15 protein-coding genes are annotated in these 15,837 nt (G+C 44.8%); 3 read left to right on the top strand and 12 right to left on the bottom strand.

The window, feature by feature from the left end; genetic code table 11:
- Positions 1-18 precede the first annotated feature (18 nt).
- The 3 genes from A3860_RS16810 to A3860_RS16800 all read right to left on the bottom strand — a co-directional run bounded on the left by A3860_RS16810 (position 19) and on the right by A3860_RS16800 (position 2,566).
- Positions 19-276 (bottom strand): hypothetical protein, encoded by a 258-nt coding sequence (locus A3860_RS16810; protein WP_143774141.1) that lies wholly within the window; start codon positions 274-276, stop codon positions 19-21.
- A gap of 43 nt (positions 277-319) precedes the next feature.
- Positions 320-910: a TetR/AcrR family transcriptional regulator gene (locus tag A3860_RS16805; RefSeq protein WP_081147893.1), complete on the bottom strand. Its 591-nt coding sequence runs from the start codon at positions 908-910 to the stop codon at positions 320-322.
- Positions 911-1,567: 657 nt separating this feature from the next.
- Positions 1,568-2,566, bottom strand: coding sequence for an aldo/keto reductase (locus tag A3860_RS16800; protein ID WP_081147892.1), 999 nt, complete (start codon positions 2,564-2,566; stop codon positions 1,568-1,570).
- A gap of 164 nt (positions 2,567-2,730) precedes the next feature.
- Between A3860_RS16800 and A3860_RS16795 the strand changes: the two genes are divergently transcribed.
- Positions 2,731-3,105: a hypothetical protein gene (locus tag A3860_RS16795; protein WP_081147891.1), complete on the top strand. Its 375-nt coding sequence runs from the start codon at positions 2,731-2,733 to the stop codon at positions 3,103-3,105.
- 68 nt (positions 3,106-3,173) lie between these two features.
- On the opposite strand, the gene A3860_RS16790 is transcribed toward A3860_RS16795, so the two are convergent.
- The 9 genes from A3860_RS16790 to A3860_RS16750 all read right to left on the bottom strand — a co-directional run bounded on the left by A3860_RS16790 (position 3,174) and on the right by A3860_RS16750 (position 14,515).
- Complete coding sequence (locus tag A3860_RS16790) at positions 3,174-4,292, bottom strand: ABC transporter permease (protein ID WP_081147890.1); 1,119 nt, start codon at positions 4,290-4,292, stop codon at positions 3,174-3,176.
- A gap of 9 nt (positions 4,293-4,301) precedes the next feature.
- Positions 4,302-5,408, bottom strand: coding sequence for an ABC transporter permease (locus A3860_RS16785; RefSeq protein ID WP_081147889.1), 1,107 nt, complete (start codon positions 5,406-5,408; stop codon positions 4,302-4,304).
- 19 nt (positions 5,409-5,427) lie between these two features.
- The gene (locus A3860_RS16780) at positions 5,428-6,177 is read right to left on the bottom strand and encodes an ABC transporter ATP-binding protein (RefSeq protein ID WP_081147888.1); all 750 of its coding nucleotides are present in this window, start codon (positions 6,175-6,177) and stop codon (positions 5,428-5,430) included.
- 11 nt (positions 6,178-6,188) lie between these two features.
- Entirely contained in the window at positions 6,189-7,115 is a 927-nt protein-coding gene (locus A3860_RS16775) for an ABC transporter ATP-binding protein (RefSeq protein ID WP_081147887.1), read from the bottom strand.
- Between the two features lie 17 nt (positions 7,116-7,132).
- Positions 7,133-8,074, bottom strand: a complete 942-nt coding sequence (locus A3860_RS16770) for an HlyD family secretion protein (protein ID WP_081147886.1) — start codon at positions 8,072-8,074, stop codon at positions 7,133-7,135.
- Positions 8,075-8,103: 29 nt separating this feature from the next.
- Positions 8,104-9,375, bottom strand: coding sequence for a TolC family protein (locus tag A3860_RS16765; protein ID WP_081148060.1), 1,272 nt, complete (start codon positions 9,373-9,375; stop codon positions 8,104-8,106).
- Between the two features lie 38 nt (positions 9,376-9,413).
- Complete coding sequence (locus A3860_RS16760) at positions 9,414-10,031, bottom strand: TetR/AcrR family transcriptional regulator (RefSeq protein WP_081148059.1); 618 nt, start codon at positions 10,029-10,031, stop codon at positions 9,414-9,416.
- 343 nt (positions 10,032-10,374) lie between these two features.
- Complete coding sequence (locus A3860_RS16755; RefSeq protein ID WP_081147885.1) at positions 10,375-13,176, bottom strand: bifunctional aconitate hydratase 2/2-methylisocitrate dehydratase; 2,802 nt, start codon at positions 13,174-13,176, stop codon at positions 10,375-10,377.
- A 181-nt stretch (positions 13,177-13,357) separates the two neighbouring features.
- A complete protein-coding gene (locus tag A3860_RS16750; RefSeq protein WP_081147884.1) occupies positions 13,358-14,515 on the bottom strand; it encodes a homogentisate 1,2-dioxygenase in 1,158 nt (385 codons plus the stop codon).
- Positions 14,516-14,815: 300 nt separating this feature from the next.
- Between A3860_RS16750 and A3860_RS16745 the strand changes: the two genes are divergently transcribed.
- Entirely contained in the window at positions 14,816-15,271 is a 456-nt protein-coding gene (locus A3860_RS16745; protein WP_081147883.1) for an SRPBCC domain-containing protein, read from the top strand.
- A gap of 34 nt (positions 15,272-15,305) precedes the next feature.
- Positions 15,306-15,803: a metallophosphoesterase family protein gene (locus A3860_RS16740; protein ID WP_081147882.1), complete on the top strand. Its 498-nt coding sequence runs from the start codon at positions 15,306-15,308 to the stop codon at positions 15,801-15,803.
- Positions 15,804-15,837 lie beyond the last annotated feature (34 nt).

The following is a 15,837-nucleotide window of genomic DNA, read 5'->3' as shown; positions in this document are numbered from 1 at the left end:
TCGGTTTGAAATTGTTTGTTAATCAGGCAGTTCTTCACATAAATAGCCGGCATGGGTAACAACCCGTATAATATCCTGGGGTAGTAGCCAGGCGGTTTCAATACGCAGTACATTGTCGATGTCGTGCTGGTCAACATTCCACTTAAGGATGCCGGGCGTTTCACCCATTAGCGGTGAAATACGGTGGATGTCTTTGGCCGACACCAGGTTGGTCCTGAAGACCAGTACCTGTACTGCTTTTTTTGCGTAAGACGTAGGTTTAAAAATGGTATTCATAAAATGAACATTCATTTACTTATTTGGCAAAAAAATAATAAGCCTAGGGCTTCAGGGCTTTAAGTACCAGTTGCAGGGTTTGATCTACTATTTCATCAGTGATCCGAAAATTATCAGTGGCCGGGCTTTCTCCCTGCGCATTGAATTTTAATAGTTGGTATAGCGGGGCAAATGCAATGCACCAGTACACTTCAAAAGGCAGTGGATTCAGTTCTCCCCGATTGATGGCATTATGCATGAATTTTCCCAGTACATCGCCAAAGTTCTGGCGAATGGCTTTCTTGATGCTGTTATAGTTAGGTGTATACCTGATCTGTTCAATAAACTCTACATCGGTCGGAAACTGCACATAGAACGACATGCGGTTTTTCCATTGAAGCGCCATGCCTTCGGCAAACGACATTTTGGGATGAAGCCCGCGTAAACTGATGTCCATCATCCGGATACTGATATCGGTTGCGATCTGGGTAACCAGGTCGTCGCGGTCTTTGTAATAAATGTACAGGGTAGCGGGCGATACACCGGCGGCCCGGGCCAGCTTTTGCATGCTGAAACCATCAAGGCCCTCCTTCACGATCATTTCGATCGCTTTTTCGCGGATACTATTTTCTTTGTTTGTATCTCTTGTGCGCATCGTGGGGCAAATATAAATGAATATTCATTCACTTATTAATATTTCACCGGTAATTTCAGGGGTTTTACCGGGTTTGGAGAAGGCAGGCAGGGGCTAATTATTCGAAATAGATTCATTTTCAATAAGATGGGCTACCCTTCAACCAAAAGCATTTTTTACGAAGGCGCCCTGGTACAGGAGCTCCTTGCTTTGAAGAATTTGAACCACCATATTTCAGTTTGAAAAAGTACGTTTTCAATTATTTTCAGACTGTTTTGAACTCAAAACCATGCGCTAAAAATTCTTACCGTACCATTATGAATTCAAACCATACGTTTTAAATTTTTCCAGGCCATTTTGAGTTCAAAACCATATACCCAAAATTCTTACCGTACCATTATGAACTCAAAACCATACGTTTTAAATTTTTCCAGGCCATTTTGAGTTCAAACCATATCTCAAAAATTCTTACAGTACCATTTTGAATTCAAAACCATACGTTTTAAATTTTTCCAGACCCTTTTGAATTCAAAACCATACTCCAAAAATTCCTACAGTACTATTTTGAGTTCAAACCATATCTCAAAAATTCTTACAGTACCATTATGAATTCAAAGTCATACGTTTTAAATTTTTCCAGGCTATTTTCAGCTGGGAAATACGCCTGTAAACTGCACCCTACGGCATCACCAACTCCAGCGCACTTAATTTTTCATTGATAAACGCTATATCTTCTTTCGTGAGCTTCACATCAGCCGCCTTCGCATTCTGCACCGCCTGCTCAGCATTCCGGGCGCCGGCCAGTGCAATGGTAATACCAGGCTGCTCAATGGTCCAGCGGAGCACCAGTTGCGCCAGCGTGGCCTTTTTCTCAGCCGCAAGCGGCCGAAGCCTGTCGAGCATTTGATTGATGCTGGTAATATTTTCGGTTGTATAAAAACGGTTGCCCTCGCGGGTATCCCCTTCGCCAAAGCTTTGCCCGGGTTTTATTTTACCGGTAAGCAAACCGCGCTGGAGCGGACTATATGCAATAATTGCTTTATTACGGTCAATGCTGTAAGGCACCAGTTCTTTTTCAATATCCCGGTTCACCATACTGTAGGGCACCTGGTCCGATGCCAGGTCGATCGTTTTCTCCGCTTCCTGCATCAGGGCTTTTGAATAGTTGCAAACACCAGCCGCTCTTATTTTTCCCTGCTCCTGTAAACGCAGCAATGCTTCCATCGTTTCCGAAATGGGCGTCGTACTATCGGGCCAGTGTATCTGGAAAAGATCGATATAATCTGTTTGTAACCGGCGCAAACAATCTTCGCATTCTTTTATTACACTTTCCTTTGATGCCAACCGGTACAGATCGATCTCGCGGCCATCGTTATCCTTACTTTTAAAATAGAACTCACCCTGTTGCACATCCCAACGCAATCCAAATTTCGTCAATATCTGTACACGGTTGCGCGGAATATCCTGTATAGTCTCTGCCACTATCTCTTCACTTAACCCCTGACCGTACACCGGCGCCGTATCAATGGAAGTTACTCCATGATCATACGCTGCCCTGATGGCTGCAATAGCTTCCTTGCGGTCACTCCCACCCCACATCCAGCCACCGATAGCCCATGCACCAAACGTAATTACCGAAGCATGAATCGAAGAAGTACCCAATTGCCTGTATTCCATAGCTTAATTTTTTGTTTGTGACTTATTAAACCTTCATTAACATTTCGGGAATGATGCAAGTTAATGTAACTTTGCTCGTCAAATTATCATTACATCCTGATAACCATGCAACGAAAACCTTTCGGGGTTTGTCGTACTGCAGTTAGCCATGAACTACAAATATTATGAAAAAAACAATTTTGTCTATCCCGCTGGTATTGCTGCTGTTAGTAGCATGCCGCAAAACAAGTAACCCGACGGTGTTCGACCTGGGGGTAGACATGCAGTCCTCCTTTGAAAAGGACCATGTACAGGTCATGATCGACAATCAACCTTTATTGAACACACAGTTGACCACTAACCAAACCCTGGGGCTGGCCACCAGCATTTCTACTGCTGCCACTGAAGGAAAGCATTCGATAAAAGTCATTGTGAACGACAGCATCGTAAATACCGGCACCTTTACCCAATCAGGCGATCTGTATATTGGCATCAATTACGACAAAGCCGCCAAAACAGTTTCTATTGCTTATTCAACGAAACGTTTTTTTTACAATTAAAGGGTAAGAGGAATAAAATATTAAGCCCTCCCGGCAAGCCGGGAGGGCTTTTACTTTGGGGGTTTATCTTAGGAACGCTTTTTATAATGGATCACTGCCCAGGTATTCAGCACAACCGCAAAACCCAACATGGTGAAAATGTGCGAACTGATATCCTTCAACCCACTCCCCTTCAACACCACCATACGCATAACATCAATAAAGTAAGTGACCGGGTTGAACCTGGTTATTATCTTTGCCCAGTTGGGCATGCTGTCAATAGAAGTATACAACCCGCTTAACAGAATAAAAACCATCATCAGGAAGAACGACAGCAACATGGCCTGTTGCTGGTTACTGGTATAGGTCGATAACAGTAATCCCAATCCCAGCACTGCCAGCAGGTACACCGCTGCAAAAGAATAGATCACCAGCAAACTGCCCGCCGGCATAATGCCATAGGCAACCCACGATATTGTTAACCCAATGGTAAGTATGAGCAGGCCCAGGATCCAGAAAGGGATCAATTTGCCCAAAATGAAATGATATTTTTTGACCGGTGTTACATTGATCTGCTCAATAGTGCCGATCTCTTTTTCGCGCACAATATTCAACGATGCCAGAAAGGAACCCACCATAGTCACCAGCACCACCAATATACCCGGCACCATAAAGTACTTGTAGTTCATAGAGGGGTTGAACCAGTTGGAAGCAGTGACGGCCACCTGCAACTCGGGATTGAACCTTGGTAACTGCACCCATTTCAACCGGACTTCGCGATTAAAATCCTGTACAATACTTCGTAAATAAGCGCCGCCCAGGTTGGCCTTTACACCGTTGATGGCATTAATGGCCATAAACAAGGTAGATTCATTTTCTTTGATCAGCTTTTTTTCGAAATCGGCCGGTATTTCCAGCACCAGGTCAGCCTCATCGTGTTCTACCTGTTGCAGGGCATTTGTAAAGGAACCGGAATAATCCTGCAACCTGAAATAACCCGAAGCTGTTACTTTATTCACCAGTTGCCGCGAGTATTGCGAATGATCATGGTCAACCACACTGAGCTGAATATTCTTCACCTCATAATCGGCGGCCCAGGGCAATATCAGCAATTGTATCGATGGCATCATGAAGATGATGCGGATGATTGATGGATCGCGGAATATTTGCCGGAACTCTTTTTGTAACAGAAAACGTAAAGTTCTCATATAAATAATTTAGGCGAGTCTTATTTTGAAATTCCTTATGCTCAATACCAACAGGAACAAAAGCATGCCAGTAAGTATCAGCGTCTCTTTCCAAACAGCACCGATGCCCAGCCCCTTTATCATCACCTCTTTTACGATATAATAAAACCATTTGGCCGGCACAATATTCGAGATCACCCGCAATGGCAAGGGCATATTTTCGATGGGGAACATAAAACCACTGAGCATGATCGTTGGCAGGAACATCCCCGTCAATGCAATGAACATGGCCGTTTGCTGCGAATCGGTTTTGGTAGAGATCAACAGGCCAAAGGCCAAACAGGTAAGGGTGAACAATATACCCTCAAAGATCAGCAGCAACAGGCTGCCGTTTATGGGCACATCCAGCACAAATACGCTCAGCAACAGGATGCTGGTAATATTTACGATCGACAATAATAAATACGGCACCGCTTTGGCCGCCACGATCTTGAATGGCCGCATGGGCGAAACCAGCATGATCTCCATAGTGCCCAGTTCCTTTTCGCGCACAATAGTAATGGCCGTCATGAGGGTACACACCAGCATCAGCACCATGGCCATAACGCCCGGCACAAAACTGTACGCTCCTTTTAATTGCGGATTATACAACATGCGCATTTCCGCTTTTATGGTATAAGGCAGGCGGCGGTTGTTGGTGATGCGGTCCTGGTAATCGAGAATTATAGAAGTGGCGTAATTGGTGAGCGTATTGGCCACATTGGGGTCACTGGCATCGGCTATCAGCTGTACCTGGGCTGTATTGAAATGATCGAGGTCGTTGGCGAAGTTCTCAGGAAAGATCACCGCCAGCTTGATGGCTCCTTTTTTAAATGCCGCTTCTATTTCGGGGTAAGAATGTATATCCTGCACAACATCGAAATACCGGCTGGCATCCAGCTCGGTGCGCAGCGCCTGGGTAGCCGCGTCGTTCGACTGATCGAAAATGGCGATCTGGGAATTCTTCACTTCATTGGTAAGCGCAAACCCGAAGATGAGGATCTGCATAATAGGCATGCCTAATAAAATAAACAGCGTGCGTTTATCGCGCCAGATGTGATGGAATTCCTTTTTAACAAATGAAATAAATTGTTTCATTGTATTATGGTTGATTCGGTTAATCTCCAGAACGTTTGGCTTTTCTTGCCAGCTTCAAAAACACTTCGTCCATCGACCTGGCCTCAAATGTTTTCTTTAACTGAGCCGGTGTATCCAGCGCATCGATGCGGCCATCCACCATGATCGAAACGCGGTTACAATATTCCGCTTCGTCCATATAGTGTGTGGTTACAAATATGGTAATGCCCGATTCTGCTGCTTTGTAGATCATATTCCAGAATTCGCGCCGTGTAACGGGATCAACGCCACCGGTGGGTTCATCGAGGAATACAATTTCCGGTTCATGAAAAATGGCAACGGAAAATGCCAGCTTCTGCTTCCAACCCAATGGTAATGACCGTACCAGCTTGTTGGCCTCCCCTTCCAGGTGCAGCTCTCTTAATAAGAAAGCCGTTTTTTCTTTTATGAACGCATCGCTTTTACCATAAATACCGGCATAGAACCGGATGTTCTCCCGTACGGTGAGGTCTTCATACAGCGAGAACTTCTGGCTCATGTAACCGATGCTGCGTTTGATCTGTTCAGTTTGTTTGTACACATCAAAACCGGCAACGGATGCTTTACCCGATGTAGGGATCGACAAACCGCACAACATGCGCATGGCCGTTGTTTTGCCCGCGCCATTTGCACCGAGGAAGCCGAAGATCTCCCCTTTCTTTACTTCAAATGAAATGGCGTCCACCGCTGTGAAATCTCCAAACCGCTTTGTCAGTGCTTCTGCCTGTATAGCTGTATTGTTGGTAGTCATGATTGATAGCTTCAATGTTTCTCCGATTTCATGAGGGCAATAAAACAATCTTCTATATCGGCCTTTATTGTTTGTACGGCTGCGTGCTCATAATGATGCTGCCGCAGGTAATCTGCAACAGCCGGTCCGGTATAACCATTCTTCAATACCACATGATGGTATTCCCCGAAAGGATAAGCATCCTGCGCGCCCTCAAATTGTTGCAGATCGTTCAGCAATTGCAGCATATTGTCGTTTTTTACCGCTACCAATGGTTGTTTGAAAGAAGCGATCACGCCTTCCGGACTGTCAACCGATAATATTTCCCCGTTCTGCATGAGGGCCACGCGATCACAAAGGCTGGCCTCATCCATATACGGCGTCGATACCAGAATGGTGATGCCCTGCTTTTTCAAACTACGCAGCATTTCCCAGAATTCCTTGCGCGATACCGCATCAACACCGGTGGTAGGTTCATCGAGGAACAGCACCGAAGGTTTGTGTATCAAAGCGCAGCTGAGCGCCAGTTTTTGTTTCATGCCACCCGACAATTTTCCTGCTCTTCTGTCTTTAAAAGGTTCTATCTGCTGATAGATATCTTTAATGAGATCGTAATTTTCTTTGATGGTAGTGTTGAAGATGGTAGCAAAAAATTCGAGGTTCTCTTCAATGGTAAGGTCCTGGTACAGCGAGAACCGGCCCGGCATATAGCCTACACGATGCCGTATGGCTTTAAAATCCTTCACCACATCAAGTCCATCAACCGAAGCAGAACCGCCATCGGGCAATAACAGGGTGGTAAGAATACGGAACAAAGAAGTTTTTCCGGCACCATCAGGACCAATGATCCCGAAGAGTTCGCCCTGCTCTACTTCAAAGGAAATACCTTTAAGGGCCTGAACGATGTCCTTCTTCTTTCCATATTGTTTGGTGAGATTATTTGCTATTACAGCAGGCATGTTTCTTAATTGATAAGTTATTTAAACTGTACTTCACCATACATTCCGATCTTCAGATAGCCATCATTCTTCACCCGCACCTTGATAGCGTACACCAGATTCGCCCGCTCCTCTTTGGTTTGAATGGTCTTTGGTGTGAATTCCGCTTTGTCAGCAATCCAGGTGATGGTGCCCGGATATTCGCGGTAGGCTTTGGCGCCGCTGTCGATCATCACCTTTACGGGTTGGTTCAATTTAATTTGCGGCAACTGTGTACCGGTAATGTACGCGCGCAAAGTGAGCGTATCGAGATTGGCGATCTTGTACAGCGCTTTACCGGCGGAGGTCACTTCACCCGCTTCGGCATATTTGGTAAGTACGGTTCCGCCAATGGGGTTAATGATCTGCGCCTTGCCGATCTGCTCGCTCAGCTGTTCCACTCTTTTTTCCAGCGGCTTCTTTTCACTCAGCACCGTACGGTTTTGCGTACTGGTGTTGGTGCGTTGTACATTGATCTGCTGCCGGGTTACATCCATTTGCCGTTGCAGCACATCGATCTGCGAATTGATATCATCCAGTTGTTTGCCGGTGGCCGCGTCCTGTTTCAGCAGGTTTTCAATACGCGTGCGTTCATGCTGCAGGTTGCCCAGCTGCGATTGCTGTACCTCCAACTGGTCCTGTAATAATTGTATCTGTGGTTTTACGTCGGATGTTTTTTCATGCAGGGCCTGAATGCTCGCCTGGACCTGTTCTTTTTGTAACGACAGGTTTTCTGCATCGATGATGCCCACCACATTCTCTTTGGGAATTGATTGTCCTTCGGCTACGTTAAACGACAGTATCTTTCCGGTTTGTTCGGCAGAAACGATCACTTCATCTACCTCGAAAGTTCCGGACGCATCAAATTTCTTGCCATTGGGGTTACAGGCCGCAACCAGTACTGCAGCCGCACTAATAAGGGTTACAATAAGTTTGTTCATGTTCTTTTATTTAATCTGAATAACAGTATTTATTGATTGCCCGAAATGGTTCGGTAATTGATCTGTGCCTGTAACAACTGCAACTGATGTGCAATGCGGTTTTGATTGGCCAGGTCTTCTGCATTTACTTCTTTCAGGTAATCATTGGCGGTGATCACCCCGTTCGTCAACTGCGCCTGGGCTGCATCCTTCACCTGTTTACGGATATCAATGATCTGATCATCGCTCGCGATCAGTTGCTGCAGCTTATTCAGCTCAGCTTCCTGCTGTTTGAGCTGTGTATTTGTATTCAGCAGGAACAGTTCTTTCTGCACATCCACCATCCGCTGATTCACCTGTAATAAATCCCGTTCCTTTTTGGTAGTATATAAATTACCGAGCCCCCAGTTCAGGCGTACGCCGGCGATATAAAAGAAATCGAATTCATTTTTCAACATATTTAACGCCGGCCGGCCATAACCACCCTGCACAAACAAACTGGTACGCGGCCGGTTCTTTGCACTCACCAGTTGGTTCTGCACTTTGAACAGGTCCTGCTGATAGTTATATAATTTTAATTCAGGCCTTGCCATGGTTTCTTTGGCGAATGTCATTACCAGGGTTGGTTTTTCAAGCTGCACATCGGCCGGTAATGAGCGGTTAATGAACAATGACAATACATCAACCAACCCTTTCCGGTTTGCATTCAATTCTATTACCCGCTGATCGTTTTTCAGGAGCTCGGCTTCGAGGGTAAGCTGGCTACTGCGGAAAGCCGTTCCGTTCTTTACCTGTGCTGCTACTTTTTGAATACCTGATTGAATATCTTTTTTAACCACAACTACCTGGTCCAGCTGTGCATCTACAAGCAGGATGCCAAGGAATAACTGGTTAATGCGGTCCTTCACTTTATACAACTCCACTTCTGCTTTCTGATCTTCTACCAACGCATTGGCATTTTGCACGTTTTTCTGGGCACTGGTATTACCGCCATCATATACCAACTGGCTCAGTTCGGCCTGTATCTTGTACTGGTCTTTGCCCGGCGCATCGATCTTAAGTCCCGGAATACTTACGGGAACACTGGTTACATCTGATTGATAGGTAGCCTGACCGCTGATATTCAATTGAGGCAGAAATCCTTTACGCAGGTTTTCAATGGTGAGGTCGGCCGTTTGCCGTACCAGGTCTTTTTGCCTGATCAATGGATAATTCTGCCGGGCCAGGTCATAGGCTTGCGGTAACGTGAGGCGGCTGTTTTCCTGCGCCTGAACCCCTGCCACCAGCAGCAACACCGTTATATTAAGACAGAACTTAATCATAAGGTTTAACCATTTAGTTAATAACATGATAAAAAAATTTATTTCTTAATTGAGTCTATTACAAACCTGACCACCGACTTTTTTCGCAGTTCCATCAACTGCAAAAACTCCTCATCATTGGTTTTTGTTATCCATTGAACCATGGGCCTCGCCAGGAAGGGAAAGATGCACAGAGAAACCATATTGATCATCAGTTCATATCCTTTTACAGGCTTTATTTCCCCTTTCTTTACCAGTTTCGCTATATGCTCCTCTACTTTGTCAATGGGCGGACGTTGATTGCCAAAGATCTTTTTAATGGCGTCTTTCGGGTTCCTGTTGATCTCATTCAGGATAAAAATGGGCAACGTCGGATTTTGTAACAACGTGTCAATGTACTCGTTTACAAACTTCTCTACTTTTTCATACAGCGGCAGTTCCGATGACATAATGGAGGTTACCTTAGGCAGGAATTGCCTGGCCGCTTCCATAAATATCATCTCAAACAACTTGTCCTTACTGCGGAAGTAATAGTGTAACAAGGCTTTATTGATGCCGGCCTTATCGGCGATATCCTGCATACGGGCGCCATCGATGCCCTTTTCCATAAATACCTGTTTGGCAGCTGCCAGGATCTTCTCTTCTGTACTGGTATCGTTTTTTATTTCTTTAGCCACAAAGTTTAACCATTTGGTTAAACACAAAGTTAAACCAGAAAATTTGATACTGCCAAGCTTTTTCCTAAAAAAAATCGCCGGCCCCTGTTAAGGGCAGACGATGAGGCGAATAGGATATTTTAAGGAATTGAGGGATTAGTTTCCCTCACTGTCCTCTAACACCTCCGTACCTACCAACCGGTATACGGCAGTTTGTTAGAATAACTTAGCCTGGTGAGTTGATATACATGCCTGACGCGCATAAAAAAAGGTCTCCCGATGTATCGGGAAACCTTTCGGTCTCTTTGCTCTCCTTTATCATTATATAGCTAATCTATAAAATGATTTATGGCGGTTTAAAGCGTTAATAAGAAAGATTGTCTTTGCGTATTGGGCTCGAGGTTAAGTTCTTAAGGGGAGGCGCGAACTTAGTAAGATCGATACCAACTACTGCAGCTTTATATTCATCCATATTAGGAATTCTTCCAAGAATTGCAGAAAGCACAACTACTGGTGTGGACGCAAGAAGGGACTCTCCTTTTTTACGGTCGGAATCTTCAACGACCCTTCCCTGGAAAAGACGGGTTGAGGTTGCCATCACCGTATCACCTTTAGCTGCTTTTTCCTGGTTACCCATGCAAAGGTTACAACCCGGACGCTCGAGATACATCATGTTTTCGTATTCGGTACGTGCTGTTCCTTTCGGCGCATTATCATTGAATTCGAAACCAGAATACTTCTGCAGAATTTCCCAATCGCCTTCAGCATGGAGTTCATCGATGATATTGTAAGTTGGTGCTGCCACTACAAGCGGTGCACGAAACTCAACCTTACCTTGTTGTTTTTCCAGGTTCTTCAGCATTTGAGAAACAATTTTCAAATCGCCTTTGTGCACCATGCATGATCCTACGAAACCAAGATCTACTTTTTTCTCGCCATTATAGTAAGAAAGCGCACGAATGGTATCGTGGGTATAGCGCTTGGAAACGTCTGCATTATTAACATCGGGGTCAGCGATCATTGGTTCTGCGATCACATCCAGGTCAATCACCACTTCAGCGTAATATTTCGCATTCGCATCTGGTTTTAAAGCAGGTTTTTCGCCTGATTTAATTTCTGCGATCCTCTTATCAGCTTTATTGATCAATCCCCTCAGCACCTGTCTGCTGTTATCCATGCCCTTGTCGATCATGATCTGGATCCTGCCTTTCGCAATCTCCAGTGATTTGATCAGGGTGTCATCTTCACTAATACAGATAGAAGCTTTGGCCTTCATTTCTGCCGTCCAGTCTGTAAAGGTAAACGCCTGGTCAGCAGGAAGCGTTCCAATGTGCACTTCAATGATCCTGCCCTGGAAAACGTTCTCGCCGCCAAATTTCTGAAGCATTTGCGCCTGGGTAGCATGCACTACATCACGAAAATCCATGTGATCCTTCATTTCTCCTTTGAAGGTTACTTTCACTGATTCCGGAATTGGCATGGATGCTTCACCAGTGGCCAATGCCAGCGCAACGGTACCTGAGTCAGCTCCAAATGCAACGCCTTTCGACATTCTTGTGTGAGAATCACCACCAATGATGATCGCCCACTCATCTACTGTAATATCGTTGAGTACTTTGTGAATTACATCTGTCATGGAATGATATTCGCTTTTGGGGTCACGGGCGGTGATCAATCCAAAATCATTCATGAACTTCATGAGTTTTGGAATATTGGCCTGCGCCTTCTTATCCCATACCGAAGCGGTGTGACAGCCTGATTGGTAAGCACCGTCAACAATAGGCGAAATCACAGTGGCTGCCATTGACTCCAGTTCCTGAGCAGTCATAAGTCCGGTAGTATCCTGAGAACCTACGATATTCACTTCTACACGAACATCTGATCCGGCATGTAATACTTTGCCCGGAGTAATGCCAACAGCGTTCCTGTTAAAGATCTTTTCTACTGCAGTAAGACCTTGTCCCTCATTGGAGATCTCTTTTGACGGAGCAAATACAGGAGTGGGTTCTATACCTAAGACCTTCGCTGCGATCGTCTGGATCTTTTTACCGAATACGATAGCGTATGAACCGCCAGCCCTGATAAATTCCTTTTTCTGAGGCGTAAATGCCTTCGAAATGTCAATTAGTTCCCGGTCGCCATTATATAATTTCTTTGTCCTGGTGTTGATGGTAAGAACAGTGCCGGTAGCAACAGAATATACTTCTTCGAGAATAGGTTCACCATTTTCATTGCGGATAACCTTGCCATTTTCATCTACCTTTTTTACCCAGTTTTTAAGGTCAATACCAATTCCGCCTGTAACGTCAACAGTGGTAAGGAAAATGGGAGAAATTCCGTTTGTACCACCTACAATGGGGGCAATGTTAACAAAAGGAATATAGGGGCTTGCTTGTTTGCCCGTCCAAAGTGCCACATTATTTACCCCAGACATTCTTGATGACCCTACGCCCATGGTGCCTTTTTCAGCGATCAGCATCACGCTTTTGTCAGGATGTTGTGCCTGCAGCTTTCTGATCTCGGCTTGCGCCTGGGGGGTGATCATGCATTTACCATGCAATTCACGATCTGAACGGGAGTGGGCCTGGTTACCCGGAGAGAGCAGATCGGTTGAAATATCACCTTCACCAGCTATAAAAGTAACTACCTTAATTTCTTCAGGTACGTCGGGCAGTTTGGTGAAAAACTCAGCCTTTGCGTAACTTTCAAGTATATCTTTTGCTATTGCATTTTCGTTTTTGAATGCCTCTTTCAGGCGGTCTGTATCGGCATCATAGAGGAATACCTGTGTTTTTAACACTTTTGCAGCTTCTTTGGCAATAGCCGCATCATTACCAAGGGCCAGGTCCAGCAATACTTCAATTGAAGGCCCCCCTTTCATGTGTGATAACAGCTCAAAAGCAAAAGCGGGTGTAATTTCTTCAACTTTGGAAGTGCCAAGAATGATTTCCTTTAAAAAGGCAGCTTTCACACCAGCGGCACTCGTAGTTCCCGGCAACACATTATAAATAAAGAAATTGAGTGAATCTTTCCTATGCGCATTTTTGGGGTCTTTTATTTGCGCAATGATCTCACTAAGCAATTCGGCACCATCGATCGGCTTCGGGTGAAGGTCCTGACCTTTTCTTTCTTCAATTTCCTTAAGGTACTCATTATAACGGCTCATATAATTTTCTTTTTTGATGCTAGTTTGCAAAGGTAATTAATGTACATTATATTACACAGCGATCTAAATAAGATTCCACTTAAAAGCAAATTCCGCCGTCATGGAGCGTAAAAAAGCTCCCGGCACAACCAGGAGCTTTCCTTTTTCATTTTATATTTTTCATTCTTCATTTTTCGTCTTCTCACTCCGCCCAGCTCATCGTATAATCAGGATTCTCAATACCCAGCGCTTCTTTTGTAAGCTGCAACGGATGAAAAGTATCTACCATTACCGCCAGCTCCTTTGTTTCCTTCGCCCCGATACTTCTTTCCACTGCGCCGGGATGCGGGCCATGCGGTATGCCGCCGGGATGCAACGTGATCATGCCGCGGGTCACATTCTTACGGCTCATAAAATCGCCATCCACATAATACAATACTTCATCACTGTCAATATTACTGTGATTATATGGAGCCGGCACCGATTGCGGATGATAATCGAATAACCGCGGACAAAATGAACAAACCACGAAGTTATTAGCTTCAAACGTTTGGTGAACCGGCGGTGGCTGGTGCACCCGCCCCGTGATAGGCTCAAAATCATGAATGCTGAATGCAAACGGATAACAATACCCGTCCCACCCTATTACATCGAATGGATGATGGCCATAATGCAGGTTATACATCATGCCGCGCTTTTTGGTCCTGATCAAAAAATCACCTTTCTTATCAAAGGTGGGCAGGTTCTGGGGTGGTCTTATATCCCGTTCGCAAAAAGGCGAATGTTCCATCAACTGTCCGTACTTGCTCAGGTATTTTTTGGGAAAGCGGATGGGACTGAATGATTCCACGATAAAAAGGCGGTTGCTCTTGTTCCTGAACTGCACCTGGTAAATGGTGCCGCGAGGAACCACCAGGTAATCGCCATACGAAAACGGCAATTCGCCGTACATGGTGCGTAATACCCCTTCGCCTTCGTGTATGAAGATCATTTCATCGGCATCGGCATTTTTAAAATAATAATCATGCATGCCGTCCTGAGGCGCGGCCAGTACAATGTGACAATCATTGTTCACCAGTACCGGCGTACGGCTCTGCAGGTAATCGGGGGCTGGTTTTATATTAAAACCCTCAAAACTGCGGTGCTTCAGCATTTTTTCCTCGGCCACCTTTGGTGACACATCGTATGAAGGTTCTGTTTTAATGATATCGGTAGGCGGATGGCAATGGTACAATAGTGAATAATCATTGGAGAACCCTTCGGTAGAGAACAATTGTTCTGCATATAATGTACCATCCGGTTTACGGAACTGGGTATGACGCTTGTGAGGAATGTTCCCTAATTTATAGTAATATGACATAATTACAAGTTACTAATGTGAATAATGAAGCAAATATGCCCGCAGGCTATTTTGCTAAACAACAATATGTAATAAATAGCGTGGACGGGCCTTATAGAGAAAGCTCAAGCGTTTTTAGCAGGAAAACATATTTCCAGCTCCGTTTATCGATCCAATAGGTAAAATTGCGAAAGAATGGCATGGCAAAGCTCGTTGACCTAAAGTTAATGAATATTTATTATCCCTTGCTAATTGTACGATGGCCATGTATCTTGCAGCCCTTAATTTTGTAACCTGGCTAAAATCACTAAACAATTATAAATGAAGAAGAATCTAATCCTTACCAAAGAAAGACACATTGATGCTACCCCTTTGAAAGTTTGGACCATTTTAACCGACAACGAATGGATTGAACAATGGCTGGGCGTGCAAATGATCACCGACTGGCAAACCGGAAGCCCCATCGCCTTTACGTTTGTGTACAAGGATAAAGAAGTGAAAGACAAAGGTACCCTGCTACATTTTGAAGCGGAAAAAAAATTATCCTATAACTACTGGAGTGTGTTCTCGGCTACCGAAGACAGTCCGGAGAATTATTCAGCCATCACCTTCACCATCACCCCCGAAGGAAATGGCATTTTGTTACAAATGACCCAGGATAATATACCTTCCCAGGTGATGTTAGCCCATGCCGAAAAGAACTGGACAGAAACCCTGGATACGATCAAAAAACTGGCTGAAGAAGAAACGCAATGGTTATTGATGAACAGACAATAGTGAGTAGTATTTCATCAACCACTAATAATAAGTTATGACACGAATCGGGTTAATATCCGATACGCATGGTTATCTCGATGACGCAGTTTTCAAACATTTTGAAAACTGCGATGAAATATGGCATGCCGGTGATTTCGGTGATATAGCGCTCGCCAATAAACTGGCTGCCTTTAAACCATTAAAAGGCGTTTACGGCAATATTGATGCACAAGATATCCGTACGGTTTATCCCGAAAATTTACGCTTTACCTGCGAAGGTATACACGTATTCATGACCCACATTGGCGGCTACCCGCCCAAATACAACCCGGCGGTAAAAAAGGAATTGACGGCCAATCCGGCGCAATTATTTATCTGCGGGCACTCACACATCTTAAAGATCATGTTCGACGATAAACTGCAATGCCTGCATATGAATCCCGGCGCCGCCGGAATGCAGGGCTGGCACAAAGTGCGCACCCTGATCCGGTTCGTTATCGATGGTAATAATATGAAAGACTGTGAGGTGATTGAGCTGGGTAAGAGAGGTTGAAAGTCGAGACCAATATGCGCTATGTGGCAGTTAT

It is taken from the genome of Niastella vici, assembly GCF_002077945.1.
Taxonomy (GTDB): domain Bacteria; phylum Bacteroidota; class Bacteroidia; order Chitinophagales; family Chitinophagaceae; genus Niastella; species Niastella vici.
This window is presented reverse-complemented; position numbering and strand designations above follow the sequence as displayed.